The 12,878-nt window shown below is 57.3% G+C and carries 17 protein-coding genes and 3 pseudogenes; 1 reads left to right on the top strand and 19 read right to left on the bottom strand.

Annotated elements, in window-relative coordinates; translation table 11 throughout:
- The 18 genes and pseudogenes from FA91_RS01480 to FA91_RS01400 form a co-directional block, all read right to left on the bottom strand.
- The gene (locus FA91_RS01480) at positions 1-1,191 is read right to left on the bottom strand and encodes a phage tail sheath protein (RefSeq protein WP_034911908.1); all 1,191 of its coding nucleotides are present in this window, start codon (positions 1,189-1,191) and stop codon (positions 1-3) included.
- 142 nt (positions 1,192-1,333) lie between these two features.
- Positions 1,334-2,047, bottom strand: a pseudogene (locus tag FA91_RS01475) (tail fiber assembly protein).
- Positions 2,048-2,058: 11 nt separating this feature from the next.
- Positions 2,059-3,081: a phage tail protein gene (locus tag FA91_RS01470; RefSeq protein ID WP_034911902.1), complete on the bottom strand. Its 1,023-nt coding sequence runs from the start codon at positions 3,079-3,081 to the stop codon at positions 2,059-2,061.
- Positions 3,078-3,689, bottom strand: a complete 612-nt coding sequence (locus FA91_RS01465; RefSeq protein ID WP_034911899.1) for a phage tail protein I — start codon at positions 3,687-3,689, stop codon at positions 3,078-3,080. Before FA91_RS01465 ends, FA91_RS01470 begins: the two co-directional genes overlap by 4 nt.
- Positions 3,682-4,590: a baseplate assembly protein gene (locus tag FA91_RS01460; protein WP_034911897.1), complete on the bottom strand. Its 909-nt coding sequence runs from the start codon at positions 4,588-4,590 to the stop codon at positions 3,682-3,684. Before FA91_RS01460 ends, FA91_RS01465 begins: the two co-directional genes overlap by 8 nt.
- A 4-nt stretch (positions 4,591-4,594) precedes the next feature.
- Positions 4,595-4,939: a GPW/gp25 family protein gene (locus FA91_RS01455; protein ID WP_034911894.1), complete on the bottom strand. Its 345-nt coding sequence runs from the start codon at positions 4,937-4,939 to the stop codon at positions 4,595-4,597.
- Positions 4,936-5,571 (bottom strand): phage baseplate assembly protein V, encoded by a 636-nt coding sequence (locus FA91_RS01450; RefSeq protein WP_034911893.1) that lies wholly within the window; start codon positions 5,569-5,571, stop codon positions 4,936-4,938. The genes FA91_RS01455 and FA91_RS01450 overlap by 4 nt, the downstream gene beginning before the upstream one ends.
- Before the next feature lie 150 nt (positions 5,572-5,721).
- Positions 5,722-6,189 carry a phage tail protein gene (locus tag FA91_RS01445; protein ID WP_034911892.1) on the bottom strand — a complete coding sequence of 156 codons (468 nt, stop codon included), beginning with the start codon at positions 6,187-6,189 and terminating at the stop codon, positions 5,722-5,724.
- The gene (lysC, locus tag FA91_RS21260) at positions 6,152-6,436 is read right to left on the bottom strand and encodes an Rz1-like lysis system protein LysC (RefSeq protein ID WP_231566737.1); all 285 of its coding nucleotides are present in this window, start codon (positions 6,434-6,436) and stop codon (positions 6,152-6,154) included. Before lysC ends, FA91_RS01445 begins: the two co-directional genes overlap by 38 nt.
- Positions 6,363-6,695, bottom strand: a pseudogene (lysB, locus tag FA91_RS01440) (Rz-like lysis system protein LysB); the annotation flags it as partial. The pseudogene lysB and the gene lysC, both read right to left, overlap by 74 nt.
- An 11-nt stretch (positions 6,696-6,706) precedes the next feature.
- The gene (locus tag FA91_RS01435) at positions 6,707-7,216 is read right to left on the bottom strand and encodes a lysozyme (RefSeq protein WP_034911889.1); all 510 of its coding nucleotides are present in this window, start codon (positions 7,214-7,216) and stop codon (positions 6,707-6,709) included.
- Entirely contained in the window at positions 7,200-7,421 is a 222-nt protein-coding gene (locus tag FA91_RS01430; RefSeq protein ID WP_034911888.1) for a hypothetical protein, read from the bottom strand. The genes FA91_RS01435 and FA91_RS01430 overlap by 17 nt, the downstream gene beginning before the upstream one ends.
- Positions 7,412-7,615 carry a tail protein X gene (locus tag FA91_RS01425; RefSeq protein WP_034911886.1) on the bottom strand — a complete coding sequence of 68 codons (204 nt, stop codon included), beginning with the start codon at positions 7,613-7,615 and terminating at the stop codon, positions 7,412-7,414. The genes FA91_RS01430 and FA91_RS01425 overlap by 10 nt, the downstream gene beginning before the upstream one ends.
- Positions 7,616-7,945: 330 nt before the next feature.
- Positions 7,946-8,089 (bottom strand): annotated as a pseudogene (locus FA91_RS01420) (DinI family protein); the annotation flags it as partial.
- Between the two features lie 168 nt (positions 8,090-8,257).
- Entirely contained in the window at positions 8,258-10,309 is a 2,052-nt protein-coding gene (locus FA91_RS01415; RefSeq protein WP_231566735.1) for a replication endonuclease, read from the bottom strand.
- 1 nt (position 10,310) lies between these two features.
- Entirely contained in the window at positions 10,311-10,532 is a 222-nt protein-coding gene (locus tag FA91_RS01410; protein WP_034918783.1) for a TraR/DksA family transcriptional regulator, read from the bottom strand.
- Positions 10,532-10,750: a DUF2732 family protein gene (locus FA91_RS01405; protein ID WP_034911885.1), complete on the bottom strand. Its 219-nt coding sequence runs from the start codon at positions 10,748-10,750 to the stop codon at positions 10,532-10,534. Before FA91_RS01405 ends, FA91_RS01410 begins: the two co-directional genes overlap by 1 nt.
- Before the next feature lie 69 nt (positions 10,751-10,819).
- On the bottom strand, positions 10,820-11,152 hold the full coding sequence (locus tag FA91_RS01400; RefSeq protein ID WP_034911883.1) for a DUF5347 family protein: 333 nt from the start codon (positions 11,150-11,152) through the stop codon (positions 10,820-10,822).
- Positions 11,153-11,438: 286 nt separating this feature from the next.
- Here FA91_RS01400 and FA91_RS01395 point away from each other — a divergent pair, with 286 nt between their 5' ends.
- Positions 11,439-12,017: a phage repressor protein CI gene (locus FA91_RS01395; protein ID WP_034911882.1), complete on the top strand. Its 579-nt coding sequence runs from the start codon at positions 11,439-11,441 to the stop codon at positions 12,015-12,017.
- Between the two features lie 117 nt (positions 12,018-12,134).
- Here FA91_RS01395 and FA91_RS01390 read toward each other — a convergent pair whose 3' ends face one another.
- Positions 12,135-12,740 carry a DUF4062 domain-containing protein gene (locus FA91_RS01390; RefSeq protein WP_051936937.1) on the bottom strand — a complete coding sequence of 202 codons (606 nt, stop codon included), beginning with the start codon at positions 12,738-12,740 and terminating at the stop codon, positions 12,135-12,137.
- Between the last annotated feature and the right edge of the window lie 138 nt (positions 12,741-12,878).

The following is a 12,878-nucleotide window of genomic DNA, read 5'->3' as shown; positions in this document are numbered from 1 at the left end:
TTAATTGCTGTTAACGGAAGAAACCAGATCGGCCAGGTACTTATCGGTAATGCGCTGGCGAAGCGTCAGGTTTTCCAGAGGAGGAACCGGCGTGTAGTCGTAATCAATGACCAGCTTGCCGGCTTTGAGGGTTTCCGCGTCGTTGGCCGCCTCGTCGAACCAGCAGGTGGCGTCGATAATATAGCCGCTGGTTTTCAGTTCGCGGAATTTGGCGTTGATGCCGTCAATAATGTCGCGAATAAGCGTCGCGGTGACCGGCTTATCCACCGCCCACATGTGCGCGTCGGCCATGGTATCGGCTATCACCTGTGCGGTGCGGGTGTAGTTTTCGAACAGGAACAGCGGATCGTCCGCGCAGGTGCGGTTGCCCCAGAAGCGGAAACCGTCTTTGCGCACCAGCGTGGTAACGCCGGCTTCGTTAAGCAGATCGGCATCGGTGCCTGACTCCTGGAGATCCCAGAAAACCGAGGCGCTGATGCCGCTGACGCCGTTAACGCCAACGTTAGACAGCGTTTTGTGCCAGCCCTGCTCCTGATCGATTTTGGCGCGCAGGCCAAGCGCGCGTGCGGTGGCAACAGCCGTGGTGGTGGCGTTGGTATTAGTGTCCCAGGCGAGGAAATCAGGCCAAATCACCATCAGCTCACGCTGGCTGAAGTTTTCGCGATACTTGATGGCATCGGACAGGGTTTTGCTGTTCCCGGCGCTGACATAACCAAAGGCGCGCAGCTTCTGGCAAATGGGCGCCAGCGCGGTAGCCACCTCCAGCGTGTCCAGCCCCGGCACGCCAAGAATGCGCGGCTTAACGCCGGTCACGGCTTCAGCGGTCAGCAGCGCCTTGAGGCCGGTGTATTTACCATTTTCATCGGTGGTGCCGATGATATTGGACAGGGTCTGCGCCAGCGCGGCTTCACTGTCGTCGCCCGTGCCTTCTTCAACGCGCACCACGACGATCACCGGCTTAGCCTGATCGGCTATGGCCTGGAGCGAGGCGGCCAGCGTGCCTTTTTTGCCCGCCTTCGCAATGGCGCTTTGTACGTTCGTGATCAGAACCGGTTCATTGAGGGGAAAGGTTGCGGTATCTGCATCGCTGCCGGTGCAGACCATGCCGATAATCGCGGTTGAGACGGTGGAAATGACGCGCGTGCCGTCGTTGATTTCGACAACCTGTACGCCGTGATGAAAGTCACTCATCCGTTTAACTCCGTGGTTTTTGGGTGAGAGTTATTGTCCGTTGAGCGACGGTGGCAGGCTATTTGTCAGGGTTATATTGAGGTTGGCACAACAGAGACAGGCAAAAAAAAGCGGGCTTTCGCCCGCTACTTATAAAAGATGGCTAGTCCGGTTGCTCAGGCCAGTTTATATCTGGAGCGTATCCGGTATCTGTTGCTGTTAATATGTCAATATAATCAACCCACTCGCTCAACTGCGCTGCTTCATCTGAGGACAGTTTTCTACCCATGAGTAATTATGGTTGTTGCGGCCAGCTAATATCTGGCGCAGCGGCGGTATCGGTGTTGCGCAGTGACTGAATATATTCCATCCAGGCTTTCAGGTTCGTTTTGTCTTCTTCGCTGATAATTCCCAACTGCAATTCAGTCTGCCACAGGCTGATGGTGCTTTTGGCCTCCGTCAGCAGCGCTGCTTTATGCTGTTCGGCCTCCGCAACCTGACCATTTTTCTGTGCCGCCTCATCCGTTACCCATTGGCTGCCATCCCAGCGATCGTAAGCGGTAGCAGGTGCCAGCGGCGTAATCTGGGCGGAATAATCTCCGGGTGCATCAATTCCAACGGCCTGACCATTAACAGTGCTATAAACCGTTTCTCCCCGATGGTCAGGCAGGTATTCCCATCCATCAAGGCTTGCCGTACGGCACACAGCAAAACCGGCTTTTACACCGGGCGGCGCATCGACGCATGATTGAGCCGGAACCCCCACGCCAACGGCAAGAAATTCCACCGAGGACGAAAGGTATTCACGCGTTTCACTGTTGTAGTGGTAAACGGTGATTTCACCGGCGTTGGCGGCAAAACCTTTTTCATTCAACATAGCCTGAGTCATTAGGCAGCCCTTATGATGTAGTTAAGTGCAACGTTGCGAGGACGCATTGAAACCCAAATAGCGCCAGTGCCTGCCAGGCCCGTATTAAGCTGTTTTGCCGTTATCAGGTTATCTGCAAGTACTCCCCCCAGCGCGGTGTTGTTGGGCGCTTTGGCTTCGCCAGGCTGAGAAGTGGTGACCTGGTCCGCCTCTGCGAAAGCCGTACCGATGGTGGCGCCCTCGCTGGTTGAGTCAATCCCCGGATAATCCAGCGCCGCCGTACGAAAGGACGTCGCGATTTGCGTGGTTAATATCCTGCGCCCATTGTCTAGTGTTCGTCCGTCATCCCAGCCACGAATAAATTCTCCGCGAAGTTCGATGAGGACGCCGGAAGGAAATATTGCCGCCAGGCCAGGATACTTCGCCTTGTCAAACGTCGCTCCATTACAGCTCAGCCAGCCTGCTGGCGGCGTAGCCGAGGGATAGGGCAGCGGCACGCCGACCGGCGTGTATTGGGCAATATCAGCCACTTTCAGATATTGAGGATGCGGATTGGCGGCAGCGAGGTGCGCCGCATCTCTGTCGTCAACGTATTGCCGCGTCGCCAGCACCACCGCCGGGTCGATTTTCAGCGTTACCGCCGCCGTGCTGGAAACAATCAGCACCATGCGAATGGTCTGCGTGCGGCCGCTGCCCTCCTGCAACTGTGGCTTATAGGATTCCGGGCAGTTTGCCACGGCAACCAGCACGCCAGCGTCATCAAACAGGCCAATCTCGCGGATCCAGAAGCCGCCTTCGCTCTCCGGGATGATCTGCTCGGCAATAATCTGGTTGGTATTATTCGGGTCGATGCTCAGCTGATTGATCGGCGCGATACGCTTCTGATTAATCAGCGTCGTTTGCCCGGCATCGGGCATGGATACGCTGCCGTTGGCATCGCCAACTGCCATTTGCGTCAGGTTAAGACGGGTGCCGAGCGCGGTCGCGTTTGCCAGTTTCGCCGCGCCCTGGCTGGTCAGAATGGCATAATATTTTGCTGTCATGCGTTCACTCTCAGGTTATCAATCAAATGGATGGCCGAAGCCGGCCAGGTTTCACCGCCGACAACGATCTGCTCTGCGGTCCAGGGGTAAATCGTTAGCGCATCGCCCTCATAGCAGCCCGCACCGACATACACGCTTCCGCTGGAACTCAGGCTGATCGTCAGGCCGGTTAAATGGCGGCTGGCGGGTTTGGCGTCATTAATCAGCCGCTCAAGCTCCTGATACATCTCGTCGGTGATGCCGCTGTCGAGTACGCCGACCACCAGACGAAACGTGCCGGGCTCCTCGTCGAGCTGCCACCACTCCTGTATCTGGATCAGAAAGCCGAGCGGTTCCACCACGCGGCGCAGCGCGCTGAGCGTGCCTTTGTGCTGATGCACAAAAAACGAGGCGGCGATAACGCTGCGTTTGGTCGCTTCCGGCCAGGCTTCGTCCCAGCGATCGACGGAGAGCGCCCACGCCAGCCACGGCAGCAGCGCCGTCGGGCAGGTGGCCGGGTTCCACAACTGGCGCAGCGGCACCGGCACGCGCATGATGTTTGCCGCCGCCCCGGCCGCCGCAACCTCCAGCGTCGAGGAACCAACGGGAAGCAGACGATCGTTACTCATCCATGCCTCCGGCGGTGATGCTGTAGTGCGTGCAGTAAGAGGCCTGATGCTCATCGAGCACGATATCGGCCAGCGGGGAAGCCAGCTCGACGCGCTGCACGCCTTCGACATGAAGCGCGGCATAAATAGCGGACTGGCGGATATCGCGTCCCAGCCGGTGCTGCGAACTGATATAGGTTTTTAACTGCTGCTCCGCAGCCTGACGAAGGGGTTCGGCTTCCGGGCCGGGGTAAAAATAGAGCGTGGCGTCAATCTGATAGGGCACAATTTCTGCGCTCTGCACGGTCACGCGGTCGCCGACCGGCCGCACGTTGTCGGCGCTGAGCGCCTTCTGCACCACCGCCAGCAGCGCTTCGCTTGCCGTCCCGTCCCCTTCGCGTGACAGCACGTTGATCGTGACGCTGGCAGGCGTCGGGCTGACCACGGAGATGTCGGCAACGCGCCCGTCAGCACTGCGGCCATGATATTCGTAAGCGCCGATCGGCCCCGCCACGCTCAGCCCTTCAAAGGCCTGCTGCGCGCGCAGCCGTAAATCCGTATCAGACTCCATCACCGCGGGCGTCGGCGGAAGGGTGCTGCTGTCGCCGGGCGTGATGGTCAGCCGCACGGTGTTGTTGTTTGCGGCCAGCAGGTCGAGATCCGCATTTTCCGCATAGGCCAGCATCACGGCGCGGGCCGCCTCGTTGACCCGCTGACGCCAGATAACTTCGCGATAGGCGTTCTCCTCAAGGAATTTGGTCAGCGGCTCTGACTCCAGCGCCAGCGTGCGGGCAACGGCCTCCTGCTGCTCGCCGGGAAACAGGGAAATCAACGTTGCCTTGCGTTCGGCGAGCAGGGCTTCAAAATCCAGCGTCTCCACCACGTTTGGCGCAGGCAACTGGTTCAGATCGATAATTGGCATGGTTTCAACTCACAGGAAGGGTTAACGAAAGGCTTTCGCCGCTCTCACGTACACCGGTCAGGTTGACCACCATTTGACCGCTGAGCTGACGCTCGATGGTCACCGCGCTCAGCGTGACGCGCGGCTCCCACTTCAAAATGGCCATGTAACAGGCCGCCATAATTTGCAGCTCAAGGGCGGCGGTCTGCGGCTGATCGATCATCAATGAGAGCAGCGATCCGTAGTCGCGGCGCATCACGCGCGACCCCACCGGCGTGCGTAAAATATCGCTCAGGCTCTGGCTGATATGCTCAACGTCGGTGAGGGTTCGGCCGGTTGTCTGGTTCATGCCGATATAGCGTGCCGTCATAGTGGCGCTCCTGTGGTTCCGCCGCTGTCGCCGGGATGTTTATGGGTATGCAGCACCTTGCCGTTGGACGACAGCGCGCCGCCGGCGTGCTCGATGTTGCCGCTCAGTTTGCCGCCGTTCTGCACCTCCAGCGTGCCGGTAATCAGCTTGCTGGTGCAGACCACCTCCGGCGTATTAAGCGTGACGCGGCTTGATGCGTTCAGAGTCAGGGTGGGCGCCGTGGCGGTGATGCTATCTGAAGCGTTAACCTCAGCGGTTTTGATGCCGTGGACGGTCAGCGCGCTGGTCAACGGCTCATAAGCGATAACCGCGCCGTCAGGGAACGTCACCTGCCATGCGTCTGCTGAGGACGACGGCGCGGGATGATCGTCAGAAAAGATGCCCGGCAGCACAAATGCCGTCTCCAGCTCGCCGCCCAGCGCCAACAGCAACACCTGTTCACCGATGGAAGGCGCCCACCAGCTGCGCGAACGTCCGGCGCGCTGGGTAAGCCACTGAAGCCAGTCGGTGCAAATGCCGCCGGTCTGCACGCGACAGCGCCCGCTTGCAAGATCGATATCAACAATCACGCCAATGCGGATCATGTTGCGCAGCGTACGGGTTAATTCATGGATGGATGCGAGTGTATTCATGGGAGAAATGATGCCGCCTGAAGGCATTCATCGGCAATGTGAAGGCGTTTAACCGCCTATGACACAACATTGTTCAAACCGACCGTTCATCAATGCAAAACCGCCGCGCGACCTGTCGGCAACGGCGGCGGCAAGTCTTTCCTCGCCCGATTACTCCTCCCAGCGGCTTATCAGTTCGCCATGAACGTACAGCGCCACCGGACGCGTCACCGGCTTCGGCACAGGCGGCTCAGCAATGCTCTGCACGTGCAGACCGTCTTCTTTTTCCTCCACCAGCGTGCGTTCAGTCAGCAACAGGTCAATAATGACGCTGAGGCTGCCGTCGCTGTTGAAATCCGCGGCGAAGGTAAATCCTTTTGATCGCGACACATCATCCGTCATCACATCCGGCTGATTCTCACGCAGCCAGGCGAGGACGGGCGCAAGCAGCACGTCGATATCCTCCGCCAGGTTCGTTACCGTAAGGCGAAGCGTGAACCGTTTTTCAAACGACAATGATGCGGCCAGCGTAGCCGCAATACTGCCGTCCGTCAGGGAGATACGCAGCGCGTCGGGATTTGCGTGCAGCGTTGGCACGGCATCAGTCAGCGCCCGGCGAAGGGTTTCGTGTTTCAGCATCTGTTTCATCCTGGCATTGTTTAACGGCTTCAACCTGAAGCGCGCAGCTCACTAACGCACGCTCAAGCTGGTTAATATCGGCGCTCAGATCGCCGTTCGTTTCCGGCCGGCTGCCCGGCATCGGGCAGAGGCTCACCTTCGGGCAACGGTTGTAAACAGCTACCGGCGCTGGCGCAGGCGGCGCGCCGGTGCACCCGACGCACAGCATCAGGAAGAGCAGCCCCATACCACTGGCGAAAGTTTTCATCGTTGTTAAGTAACCTCTTAATGATCTGCTCGCGCTGCGCCTGGCGTTCACCGGCGGCGCTCAGTTTCTGACGCAGTTCCACCTGCGCCCGCTCGTTTTTTTCCGCACGCAACGTCACTGCGGCAAGCCGACGCGTCAGCCGTTCTGTCTCAGCCTGCTGCTCGCTGGCGACCAGGCGCGCACTTTCCAGACGTGCGCGCAATGCGCCGTTTTCATGACGCAACCACAGCAGCCCGACGACCGCAACCGCCAACAGCACCAGCAGCGTTCTCACGCAGCCCCCAGAAGGCAACGTTCACGCTCGCGCTGACGACGGTTTTCCAGCCCGTGGCTTTTAACGCCGTTGATGTAGACCCAGCGGCCGAGCTGCCCGCATGCCTGACGCCACTGCTGGCGCCGCAAATGAGACGCCAGCGTTGATCGGCAGGCGGCGCCGGCTCCCACGTTGAAGGCAAAGCTGACGACTGCGTCATACACCGGCTGCGGCATCTTCACCGGCACGCAGGCTTCAAGACGGCGCTCAATGTTAAGCACGTCGGCCACCAGATTTGTCGCCGCGTCGCGTCCGGTAATATCGCTTTCCGGCATCACGCCTGCGGTATGCCCGATACCCGATGTCCATACGCCAGCGCTGCACTGATAAGGGCGCAGACGGCAGCCTTCAAGGTTGGCGAGCAGAGCCAGTCCCTCAGGCGAGGTGTGAAGCAGTCGGTAGTCCGGCAGCAGCGCCGCCAGCGCCAGCACGGCGGCCACGCTGCATCGCTTAACAATTGAGTTCACGCGTCAACCCTTTGTCGTTAGCCATTGTCGTCAGGTAGCGATAGGTTTTACGTCGATACCAAAAATTGACCAGCGCGGTAAAAATGGCGCAGCTTCCACCGATAAAAAATGCGTACTTCTCCGGCGCTTGTGTGCCAAACCAGGCGAGCGCGGCGGACAGCCAGTAGGTGATAAAGGTGCTGATCCTTTCCATCGTCAGTCCCAGAGGTTGACCGTGGAGGTAACCGGCTTCGCGGCTACCTCCGGGAGCGCAACGGCGGTGCCATGCGGCAACACCGCGCCGTGCGTCGCCAGCGACGGGTTAAAGGCGAGTACCTGTTCAAAAACGCCCTCGGTGCGCCCGTAGTAGCGCAGGCAGATGGCATCAAGGGTGTCGCCCTGTTGTGCAATGATCTGCATCAGAATGTGCTCTCTCAGAAAAGGGTAAAATGCCGGACGCGCGCGGCACCGACGGAAACCGGTGGCGCGATATTCAGGGAAGCGTTGATAGCGATATGCTCGCCCCGACGCGCGCTGACGGCACAACCGCCAGCGCTGACAGATAAGGATGTAGAGATTTTTTTGACATGTCAGCCGCCCTGGTTGATGGATGATTGGGTGTGGGAGTAGTTTGCTTCTCACACCCAATCACCGCCAGCAACGCCGGATGGCGTAGTGATGGAACAACGTCGCGCTGGAACCCGCTGCCGTTCTCGCCCGTTATGATCGTTATTTTTTGGGGCGATTCCCGGCAAAGAGAATGGACCAGGCATCGTTTTTAATCAGATTACCTCGTGCAATTTCGGCAATCAGATCCAGTGCAATTTCACGATCCCGCTCCTGACAAATGCCTTCGGTGGTTAACCGCGCGATCATTTCTACCCGCTCAAGCATGACCCGTTCTTCAAATTCGCTGCTCACAGATCCCCCTCAAAGATACTGTACAAAAATACAGTATTGCGTAATAACTTCGAAAAGTGAAGAAAATTATTGTTAACGGCAAGTTTCTTATGCTGATGATATATAGCGATAATTTATTAAATCCCTTTCCAGTACGCTTTGTTATTCCATTAAAAAGCTTGAGGTATCGCACACAATCCTGCGCGTACTGACATCGCTTTCAGGCCGTCGGCAGCCGTACCTGAACAACCTCGTTTCCTCTCGCCCTTGTCGCCGGCCGACAGGGCTTGCCGCTTTTAACCGCTGGAAAAGTCGTTGTCGATCTGTCCTGCTGAGTGGCCTGGTGAAGTCCAGCGGCCGATGCCTGTCGTCCGGCGTACGGTTATTGACAGAACTCCAAGAGGGCGCGCGTTGAATATCCTCAACCTGCGTCTTTTTCGGCACGATTTTCCACTGCACAAGGCGCGTGACTATCGGACAACCCGCACCCACGGCGGCGTCATAAACGCCGCGAACCGCCAGCACCGCTTCGCCATACCGATTAAGCGCCTCGCGCGGGGCGTACAGCGTCCGTACCTGCAATTCATCACGACGCACGAACGGGCCGCCCTGTGCGTTAACGTAGTCGGCCCAGTTGCCGGTATCGGCGGCCTCGTGCACGGCGGCAAACTCAACGCTCAGCGCGCGGGCGGTTTCCGCGTCGGCCATGCGCCGCAGCTCGCGCCAGACCGTCACCGGCGCACCGCCGATAAACTGAAACTGGCGAATATGCCAGCGCGATGCCCACGCAGAGACAGCAGCGGCGGCCTCTTTCAGCAGCGCCCCGCTCTCCTTGTCGCGCTCGCCATCCAGCGCATAGCCATCGATGTTTTTCGCGATATATTTCGCCACATAGCCGGTCGCGCTGCCCTTCGCCGGATCGATGGCTTCGGCGTGGAAACGCGCCTTTTGAGCTTTGTCGCTGGCCAGCTCGTGCTGGTCTTCCTGACAGGCGTGCTCGCGCATCACTGCACGTACTTGTGCGACATCTTCCGGCAGCATAAACATCAGCATATGCCAGTGCGGCGTGGCATCGTGATGAGGTTCGGCGACGCGAATGCCAAACAGCCGGATACCATCGCGATGCAGTTTCGCGCGGATGCGTGCCCACAAACGATTCAGATAGTGCTGCGTTTCCGCCGGGCTGGCGCCGTGCCATGTGGGATTGTGGTAACCCGCGCCGCGGCTGGCGTGATATTTTGACGGCGCGGTGAGGGTATAAAATTCCCCGACGTAGCCCAGCGCGTGACAAATCGTTTCGAAACCGCGAATGCGCGTCATCAGTTCACAGCGGCGAATGGCGGGATTGGCGTTCGAGGCATCGTATTTGTCGATCAGGCTGATGCGGTTGCCCTGTTCGTCCTCTAACTCCATCCCTTTGAGGAACTCGCGCGTGCGCCGCTTCTGTTCCCGCCAGTCGGCGACGCAGTTTTTGCTCGCGTACGGCTGTTTTTTTTTGCTGACGCTGCCCAGCGCGATGAAGAGATGTTCACGCCAGGCGGCAGCGGTCCGGCGCAGTGACGCGCGCCACCAGCTTTCGCTGAACATACGTGTGACGGCAGGCGCAATCTCCTCCTCCGCCACATATTTCTGGCTGGCGCGCGCCCAGAGCGGCGGCGTGACGTTAAGCTGTCGGCACAGTCGCGCAGCATGCATATACCAGCAGTAAAGGGTTTTCAGATCGCTGAAACCTGTGGTGTCGATATCGGCCAGCGCGGCGCGAATGAAATGGGCGACGTCTTTACTCAGCAGTTCAATATCGGCTTTTGACATGTCCGCCAGGCGATTGTATCGGTTGATAATATCGACCAGCCGTGAGGCAACGTGCTGCAAAATTGACGTATCAAAATGCCCGGCAAACAGTGCGGCGGAGGTTTGTTGGCCGATCGTATTCACCCGATATCTTTTATTGACCAGCTCAAGTCTCGGCAGCGTTTTTTTACTGAAAGTGATAAGCCAGGCATTCGCTCGCTGGCTTCCCGCACGCGCTTCCAGTGCATCGAACAGGCGATAAGCATCACGGCGCACGCATTCCGGCTGTAAAGAGAGCGATTTTCTGGCATGTAGCAGCGCCGCCATCATGCGATCGCGACGATACTGTTCCTTGTAGGTTAATAAGGGGCGGACGATCGCCGACTGCCGGGCGTTCCACGGAAAAGCGGATGAAATCGCCACCTTAGAGCGCCCGATAGTGTTTTGATTTCAGTTCGGCGATGGCCTGGCAGTTGACGCAAAGCCTGACGCCCGGCACTGCAATCCGGCGGGCTTCCGGCAGCGCCACCTCACACTCTTCGCAGGTGAGGCGTGAAGGCGTGACCTGACGATGCAGGATAGCGTGCAGCAGCCGCTCGCGATCGTCCTGCTCCTGTTGTTGCGCCCGATCCACGATGTCGCCCATCAGCACAGCTCCCCGGTCTGGCGCTGGATATTTTCCGCTTCCTGACGCAGCAGTCCGACGGCATCGGTGCCGCTCAGCGCGTTATCCGACAGATAATCGGCCAGTTTATCCAGTCGTGCTGACAGTAAATTGGCACGCGTTCGCCGCTCATCGAGGCGGGTTTCGTGCAGCAAATCAGCAATGTGCTCTGCGTCGTGACTGCGGGTACTCTTTTTCATCTCAGATCTCCTGGATTCAGGCAATACAGTGCCCGGCGGGTTTAACGCCTTGATTAATTTTTGGCTTGATTAAAGCGGCATGGTTAGCCGTTTGGGGAACAGGCTGACGACGGCGCGTAAATGATTCATGGCAGAAATGAGCGCTTTTTTCTCCTCACGGGTCAGTTCGCTCAGAGGACGCTGGTGAGCCGCCAGAGGAATGTTTGCCAGAAAGAAGATGGCAGCTAATGCGCGAGCATTTTCCGCACGGTGCAGGTCGCGCGTGTCGCGCAGCCTGGTGAAAAACCGCTCAATATCCTGCCAGCTATCGGGCCAGAAACGCGCCCGCAATTCGGCAACATGGTTCAGGCCGGAAAGCCGCTCGCCCGCGCGGTGCGGGGCGGTAACAACCGGTATAGTCATAGCTCTGCCTCCTCCTGTTTTCACCTGTTGAAAGGCCGCGCGCGTCGGTTAATTCCCCGAAAGTGAATTCTTCGCCAATGGCGCGCAATCTGTATTGACGCGCTGTCAGAGGTAACAAATGTTCAGTGCAGAATCGCATGACAAAATTTTGAGGATTGCGATTTCACAAACCATATTGCATCATTCCCTCTTTGCCCGCGTTCGCTCTTCAAAAGCCCTTCTTAGCGGTCAATACGGATAATGATAATGCTAATTTTAGCATCAGTCAATTAAGAGAATGCTATTTATGGTATCTGACACTACTTTCAACAATGAAGAATTACTGAACAGGATTTGTGAGGTGTATGGTTTCACCCAGAAGATCCAGTTAGCGAATCACTTCAATATCGCCGCCAGTTCGCTGCAAAATCGCTACAAACGCGGTAACATGTCCTATGATTTTGCCGTACATTGCGCGCTGGAAACAGGGGTGAATATCCAGTGGCTGATGACCGGTCTGGGAGAGAAACGTAGCGGTTCGGAAATCCCAAAAAGTGAATCTTTAAATATTTCGGTATTCATTTTTGATGATGGCGCGTTGAAAAAAGAGAGCAGTTTAGCTATCGATGCACATTTTTTCAGCAAACCCCCGGGTGAAGGCATCGCCGTTCGCACCGAAGGTCGCCTGCATTTTGTTGATAAAACGCTCTCTCTTACCGATGGCCTTTGGCTGGTGGAGATAGAAAATACGGTCAGCCTTCGTGAACTGACCGTCCTGCCGGGCAAAAAACTTCACGTCACCGGCGGCAAGGTTCCCTTTGAATGCGCCGTAAGCGATATTCAACTGTTGGGCCGCGTCACCGGTATTTATAACGAGATGAGTTAACGATTTTTACGGACTAACAAAAAAGACAGGTAACCCTCTTAACGGGCGTTCCTGTGAGCTGCAAGACACGATGAGTTTATTTTTTTCCGGCAGCGGCGCGGCAAAGCCGCGATGCATTTATGTCGACAGCAACGTCACCAGCGAGCGCAGGCTTGCGTTCTCCTGCGTGAGGCGGGAGATCTGTTCAATCAGCCCCTGGTTATCGGGAAGATCCCTGCCTGATACCCAGCCCTTAAGGTCTCTTTCCGATACCAGCGCCGGCAAGGTTTTATAAACAGCAATCTGTATATCTTTGTTATCCCTGAAGAAGGCTACCGGATAGCTGACGACTTTACTTCTGAATGCTCTGTACTTATCAGGATGGTCAAGCTCCAGCACCCGCTGTCCGAAATCGCGCACTTTATGCGCCAGATAGTCTTCATCAATGACAACGGAAAACAGGGGCTTATTGGTTTTCAACGCGTAGTCATACTCAAGCTCCGTGTAGCTGGACTCGCTGCCCGGCGCAATCGATCCGTATCGTCCCCCCAGCACCAGCAGGTAAATGTCGGACTCATCTATCCATCTTTTGATAATGTCGAGCTGGGTTTGATCGCCGGGTTTAAACAGCTCCATACCCGCCGGAATGTGCCCCGCCGTGAGAATCGCACTCACCGCCGCCTGACGCTCGTCAAGCAGGTCATTGAACGTTGACGAGATGAAGACCTGAAACTTTCTAATCATGCCGCTCACCCTTCAGCAGGAATTTAACATTGGAGGCATCGCGGTTAACCCCGCAAACGCGGGGAACACTATAAGCAGCGACACACCGATCCTCCGCCACGTCTGCCTGTTAATGCCGCGGTGATATTCTGCGTAGGA

Source organism: Erwinia sp. 9145 (assembly GCF_000745075.1).
Lineage (GTDB): Bacteria > Pseudomonadota > Gammaproteobacteria > Enterobacterales > Enterobacteriaceae > Erwinia > Erwinia oleae.
Note: the sequence above shows the minus strand (reverse complement) of the source record. Positions and strands in the feature narration are given on the sequence as shown.

Coding starts and splice junctions, on each gene's coding strand:
- FA91_RS01465 (WP_034911899.1), bottom strand. CDS start 3,689: ATGAGTAACGATCGTCTGCTTCCCGTTGGTTCCTCGACGCTGGAGGTT.
- FA91_RS01480 (WP_034911908.1), bottom strand. CDS start 1,191: ATGAGTGACTTTCATCACGGCGTACAGGTTGTCGAAATCAACGACGGC.
- FA91_RS01410 (WP_034918783.1), bottom strand. CDS start 10,532: ATGGGCGACATCGTGGATCGGGCGCAACAACAGGAGCAGGACGATCGC.
- FA91_RS01445 (WP_034911892.1), bottom strand. CDS start 6,189: ATGCTGAAACACGAAACCCTTCGCCGGGCGCTGACTGATGCCGTGCCA.
- FA91_RS01450 (WP_034911893.1), bottom strand. CDS start 5,571: ATGAATACACTCGCATCCATCCATGAATTAACCCGTACGCTGCGCAAC.
- FA91_RS01390 (WP_051936937.1), bottom strand. CDS start 12,740: ATGATTAGAAAGTTTCAGGTCTTCATCTCGTCAACGTTCAATGACCTG.
- FA91_RS01405 (WP_034911885.1), bottom strand. CDS start 10,750: ATGAAAAAGAGTACCCGCAGTCACGACGCAGAGCACATTGCTGATTTG.
- FA91_RS01455 (WP_034911894.1), bottom strand. CDS start 4,939: ATGACGGCACGCTATATCGGCATGAACCAGACAACCGGCCGAACCCTC.
- FA91_RS01425 (WP_034911886.1), bottom strand. CDS start 7,615: ATGCAGATCATTGCACAACAGGGCGACACCCTTGATGCCATCTGCCTG.
- FA91_RS01395 (WP_034911882.1), top strand. CDS start 11,439: ATGGTATCTGACACTACTTTCAACAATGAAGAATTACTGAACAGGATT.
- FA91_RS01470 (WP_034911902.1), bottom strand. CDS start 3,081: ATGACAGCAAAATATTATGCCATTCTGACCAGCCAGGGCGCGGCGAAA.
- FA91_RS01460 (WP_034911897.1), bottom strand. CDS start 4,590: ATGCCAATTATCGATCTGAACCAGTTGCCTGCGCCAAACGTGGTGGAG.
- FA91_RS01400 (WP_034911883.1), bottom strand. CDS start 11,152: ATGACTATACCGGTTGTTACCGCCCCGCACCGCGCGGGCGAGCGGCTT.
- lysC (WP_231566737.1), bottom strand. CDS start 6,436: ATGAAAACTTTCGCCAGTGGTATGGGGCTGCTCTTCCTGATGCTGTGC.